Origin of the sequence: Maribacter sp., assembly GCF_049667165.1 — a bacterium.
Classification (GTDB): domain Bacteria; phylum Bacteroidota; class Bacteroidia; order Flavobacteriales; family Flavobacteriaceae; genus Maribacter_A.
In genome coordinates this window covers 1-5520 of the sequence record NZ_JBATHS010000368.1, presented here as the reverse complement: position 1 = coordinate 5520, position 5520 = coordinate 1, and the positions used below count along the sequence as shown (strand labels likewise).

5 protein-coding genes and 1 other RNA gene are annotated in these 5520 nt (G+C 42.1%); 2 read left to right on the top strand and 4 right to left on the bottom strand.

What is annotated here, in order from left to right:
* The 4 genes from rny to WBM98_RS16690 form a co-directional block, all read right to left on the bottom strand.
* Positions 1-1541, bottom strand: a 1541-nt coding sequence (rny, locus tag WBM98_RS16705; protein WP_424367155.1) for a ribonuclease Y, incomplete at its 3' end; no start/stop codon positions are given.
* 48 nt (positions 1542-1589) lie between these two features.
* Positions 1590-1699, bottom strand: a non-coding RNA gene (gene ssrS, locus WBM98_RS16700) — 6S RNA.
* 53 nt (positions 1700-1752) lie between these two features.
* Positions 1753-2049: a cell division protein ZapA gene (locus WBM98_RS16695; RefSeq protein WP_424367154.1), complete on the bottom strand. Its 297-nt coding sequence runs from the start codon at positions 2047-2049 to the stop codon at positions 1753-1755.
* 12 nt (positions 2050-2061) lie between these two features.
* Positions 2062-2352 (bottom strand): hypothetical protein, encoded by a 291-nt coding sequence (locus WBM98_RS16690; RefSeq protein WP_424367153.1) that lies wholly within the window; start codon positions 2350-2352, stop codon positions 2062-2064.
* A gap of 269 nt (positions 2353-2621) precedes the next feature.
* On the opposite strand from WBM98_RS16690, the gene WBM98_RS16685 reads away from it, so the two are divergent.
* Positions 2622-4319 carry a M23 family metallopeptidase gene (locus tag WBM98_RS16685; protein WP_424367152.1) on the top strand — a complete coding sequence of 566 codons (1698 nt, stop codon included), beginning with the start codon at positions 2622-2624 and terminating at the stop codon, positions 4317-4319.
* Positions 4320-4325: 6 nt separating this feature from the next.
* Positions 4326-5520, top strand: a 1195-nt coding sequence (locus WBM98_RS16680; protein ID WP_424367151.1) for a carboxypeptidase-like regulatory domain-containing protein, incomplete at its 3' end; no start/stop codon positions are given.

Below are 5520 nucleotides of genomic sequence, written 5' to 3'. Positions count from 1 at the left end.
TCCCGAATTACCGTGACCTTTACCTGACCTGGATAGGTCATATCGGTTTGTATTTTTTGGGATATCTCAAAAGATAACTGGGCCGCTTTCTCATCACTTACCTTTTCACTTTCTACAATAACCCGAAGTTCCCTACCTGCTTGTATCGCATACGCTTTTTGCACACCACCAAAGGCAAAGGCAATCTCTTCCAGATCTTTCAAACGTTGAATATAAGAATCCAATACCTGTCTTCTGGCACCTGGTCGTGCCCCACTGATCGCATCACAAACCTGAACGATCGGTGAAATCAATGTTTTCATTTCAATTTCGTCATGGTGGGCACCAATGGCATTGCATACATCTGGTTTCTCGCCATACTTTTCGGCCCATTGCATACCTAATATGGCGTGCGGAGTTTCAACCTCAGCCTCTGTATTTGGCACTTTACCGATATCATGTAAAAGTCCGGCACGTTTGGCCAATTTCGTATTCAATCCCAGTTCCGCTGCCATTACCCCGCAAAGCTTGGCCACTTCCCTGGAGTGTTGCAACAGGTTCTGCCCATAGGACGAACGGTATTTCATTCTACCGACCGCTTTGATCAATTCAGGGTGCAAGCCATGGATCCCAAGATCGATTACAGTCCGCTTACCGATCTCCACTATTTCCTGTTCTATTTGCTTTTCGGTCTTTTTGACGATTTCCTCAATTCGTGCCGGGTGGATCCTTCCGTCGGTCACCAATTTATGTAAGGACAACCTTGCGATTTCCCGACGTACCGAATCAAAACAGGAAAGAATAATCGCTTCCGGCGTATCATCAACAATGATCTCAACTCCGGTCGCTGCTTCAATAGCCCGTATATTTCTACCCTCACGTCCAATGATCCGCCCTTTGACATCATCGGATTCCAAATTGAAAACCGAAACACAATTCTCTACGGCTTCCTCGGTCCCGATACGTTGAATGGTATTGATCACTATTTTTCGCGCTTCTTGCTGGGCGGTAAGTTTGGCTTCTTCCATGGTCGTCTGCAAATAGGCCATGGCATCGCTTTTGGCGGTCTCTTTAAGGGATTCCATCAATTGACTTTTTGCTTCTTCGGCCGATAGACCTGATATCACCTCGAGCTGTTGTACCTGATTCGTATGCAGTTTTTCAAGTTCAGCCTGTTTTTTGTCATAAAACTCCTCCTTATGGGCCACATCCTTGATCTTAACTTCCAACTGCTCGTTCAGTTTTTTGCTTTTCGCCAATTCATTACTGACCTGGGATTCCTTATCCCTGACCCTTTTCTCAGCCTCGGATATTTTTTTATCCTTGTTGATGATGACTTTCTCGTGTTCGGCCTTGAGTTCCAAGAACTTCTCCTTGGCCTGGAAAATCTTGTCTTTCTTAACGTTCTCCCCTTCGAGATTGGCCTCTTTAAGGATGGCGTTCGCTTCCTTTTTTGCGTTGGCCACCGTTTTTGATGCTTTGCCTTTCTCTAGGATTTTCGCAATCACAAATCCGATAATAAGGCCCGCTAGCGCAACTAATATGAGTGTGGTACTGTCCATAATTTCAAAATTTAATATAAAAAAACCCACATTGGAGAAGTTTTGTACAAACTCCAGAAAACAGGTTTAGGGCTAACAGACTGATCAAGGATCCCTATACAAGTAGGGCATGCTTTTACAATCTAAACTCACCCTTTTTAAACAAATTAATGTTGAGTTCGTCAAAAGATATTACCAATGTGGGCAGTAACTTAATGCTATTTAAAAGAACTTATTTAATACCAAGCTTCGAATTCACCAGTTCGTCCAATGCCCTTAATCGTTCAGTGGCCTCTTGGTTTCCTTCAGATTGATCAATGCCTTTTTGTTCAATTTTTGAGGCAAACTGCAGTGCGCACATGGCAAGCACGTCTTGTTTGTCCCTTACGGCATAATTCTGTTCAAACTTCTTTGCCAATTGCTCAATGTTCTTCGCCGCTTTCCGCAACCCTTCCTCTTGGCTGGGGTCTATTGTTAAAGGGTACACCCTTTCTGCAATGGAAAGCTTTATTTTGAGTCTTTCTGACATCCTTTTTAAACCTTACTCGGAAAGTTGGGCAATACAATGGTCCAACTCCCTGATCAACGTATTTATCTTAAGCTTAGCTTCTGTTTTATTTGTATTACTGCCAAGCATCGAATTTGCGAGTTTAAGTGAATTATACTTTTGCTCCCATTCGGAAACGGTTAGCTCGGTTGAATTCTTCTGGTTTCGTGTTGAAACCAATTCCTCTTCCAACTTTTCGTTAGTCTGCTGCAACATCTCCAATTTATGCAACAACTTACTAATCTTGTTTTCTAGGGAATCAACAATTTTCACCAATTCACTCATATACAAAACTCAATGCGTATTACACAAAGTTAACATAGATATAATGACTGGGCAATAGTTTTTCGAAATATTCTTTAAGTATTACTTTAAACCCTGCTGTTGATTGGCCTATTGCATGTAACATTGAAAAATCGAAACAGTTTTTTCCCCTTCGAGGCGGTTAATTATATTCATCTGATTAATTTTATCGCGTATTCAAGGTTTCCAATACCCCATGCATAAAATAAATTGCAAGGTATTTGGTTACATTGTTATCAATTAAATAGATTATGCGTAGTACATCCCTTGTTTTTTTATTTTCATTTATTTTCTCTTTCGCGCTCTTGGCCCAGGAGAATTATCCCAAGGAAGCATTTCGCCCACCTTTGGACATTCCTCTAGTGCTGGCGGGAACTTTTGGAGAATTGAGATCCAATCATTTTCATTCCGGCATCGATATCAAGACACAGCAAAGAGAGGGCCTTCCTGTTTATGCCATTGGGGATGGGACGATAACCCGAATAAAAGTTTCATTATGGGGATATGGTAAAGTCCTCTATGTCGCACATCCCAACGGATATACCTCTGTCTATGGGCATTTACAAAAATTTGCTCCCAAGATCGAAGCCTACGTCAAAAAGATGCAGTACGATAAAAAATCGTATGAGGTAGAGCTATTTCCCGAATATGGGGAGATAAAACTGGATAAGGAAGAGGTCATAGCGTACAGTGGCAATACCGGAGGTTCCTCTGGCCCCCACTTACATTTTGAAATCAGGAGCAGTATTTCAGAAAAACCAACGAACCCGCTTTTATATGGACTTGAAATACGCGACGCCACCAACCCTACTTTGGTAAGCCTTTATGGTTATCCACTTTCAGAAAATGCACAAGTGAACCAAAGTGCCATAAAGACACAGCTGAATTTCACGCGTCAAAAAGACGGTTCCTTCCTCGCAGATAAGGTAACGGCAGCGGGTACCATTGGCTTCGGTTTTATTGGTTTTGACCGGCAGGATATGGCCGCCAATAAGAATGGGGTATATTCCGTTCGCCAAGTGGTTAACGGACAAGTCTATACCGATTACGACTTTGAGACCTTCTCATTCTCTGAAACACGCTATATCAATACATTGATCGATTATGATCATTTCGGCAAATACAAACAACGTATCCAAAAATGCTTCAAATCCCCAGGCAACCGTTTGAGCATTTATAATACCTTGGTCAATGATGGTAAAATTGTTGTTAAAGAAGGACTTTCCTATACCGTCGAATTGTTGATTTTTGATTTGGAAGGTAATTTGACTAAATTGGTTATTCCCGTGGAAGGAAAAAGACAAGACTTGAAAATTCCTGATGAAATCCCTAAAACCGAAAGCTATATTGTTGCCAATCGCCCGAATAACTTTGACCTCGGATTGGCCAAAGTCTATTTTCCGGCCAATACGTTCTACGAGGATTTTTATATTGATTTGAAGAAAGGCACCGATACGGTAACCGTACACAATAACAGGGTACCTGCCCACAGGAATTTCACGTTGACCTTTGATGTGTCAAAATATTCGGAGGCAGAACGCAAACAACTTTTCATAGCCCGTTTGGACAAGGATTTAAAACCTTCCTATGCATCGACCTATAAGCGAGGGAACACATTTACCACCAGAACCCGAAACTTAGGTACGTATACTTTGGCCAAGGATACTATTGCCCCTAAAATCAATACCAAGAACTTCAAGGACAAGCAATGGCTGAACAACTACCGTTATTTAAGTCTAAAAATATCAGATGACCTAAGTGGTATAGACACCTATTCGGCCACCCTGAACGGAGACTGGATCCTCATGGAATATGAACCCAAAACGAATACGCTTACCTATAATTTCGATGACATGATTTTAAATAAAAAACAATGTGTCCTTAAGGTTACCGTTACTGATAATGTAGGCAATGCCAATACATACGAAGTTTCATTCTTTAGAAAATAAAACACTTTGAAGTGTCCCAAGACAACTTTATTTTTATTTTTTCTGTACCCTTATATCCACATTTGGGCGCAAACCGCAACGATTACGGGCATTGTATTCGATGAAAATAAACATCCGCTGTCAGAGGTAAACATTGTAAGTCCTTCAGGGGGCACCGCAACAGACCTTAGCGGCTATTTCATATTGCAGGTTGTTGCCGAACAAGAGAACCGCATCGTATTTTCCCATATAGGCCATAAGGCCGTGGTTTTGGAGAACTTGATCCTTAAAACAAACGAAATCTATGAATTCAACCCGGTACTTGACGCAAAAATAACACAGATCGATGGAGTAACGATTTCAGCTACCGGTGAAAAAAAGGTTGACGGAATCACAAGCATTTCCCCGAGCATGGTGCGACAAATACCAGGAGCCAATGCCGGGGTAGAGAATATCCTTAAACTTCTACCGGGGGTTTCCTCCAATAATGAATTGAGTACCCAATATGCTGTACGTGGGGGCAATTATGATGAAAATCTGGTCTATATCAACGAAATTGAGGTGTATCGTCCGTTTTTAATCCGTGCGGCACAACAGGAAGGCTTGAGCATTGTGAATGCTGACATGATACGCAAAGTGGAATTCTCCCCAGGTGGTTTTCAAGCGAAATACGGGGATAAGCTTTCTTCGGTTTTGGATATCACCTATAAAAGCCCCGTGGCCTTTGGAGCACAAACGGAGGTAAGTTTATTGGGGGCAAGTGTGGCCCTTGAAAACCTGTCAAAGAATAAAAAGCTCTCTTACATTACCGGGGCACGATACCGAAATAATGGTCTTTTGGTCAATAGCCAACAGACAAATTCAAATTTCAATCCGGTATTCGCCGATTTTCAGGGGTATGCCACGTATCGACTAAACAACCAACTTCATTTTGATGTTTTAGGCCATGTGTCGATCAATGATTATCAAAACGAGCCTTTGGACAGGCAGACGAATTTCGGAACACTTGCTGATCCTAAGGCCCTTTTAGTACATTACTCAGGCGGTGAGAACAACAAATATGCAACGGCGCTGGGCGCGGTGAAGGCCAGTTATTTTCTCAATGAAGCTGTTACCCTGAAACTAATCGCCTCACTATACCACACCACGGAAGAGGAATATTCCGATGTGCTCGCCCGTTATGCCCTAGGGAATGTAGTTACGGACCTTGGAAGTGAAACCT

Excerpts from the sequence above, each read along its gene's own strand:
- WBM98_RS16695 (WP_424367154.1), bottom strand. The coding sequence starts at position 2,049 with ATGTCAGAAAGACTCAAAATAAAGCTTTCCATTGCAGAAAGGGTGTAC.
- WBM98_RS16690 (WP_424367153.1), bottom strand. The coding sequence starts at position 2,352 with ATGAGTGAATTGGTGAAAATTGTTGATTCCCTAGAAAACAAGATTAGT.
- WBM98_RS16685 (WP_424367152.1), top strand. The coding sequence starts at position 2,622 with ATGCGTAGTACATCCCTTGTTTTTTTATTTTCATTTATTTTCTCTTTC.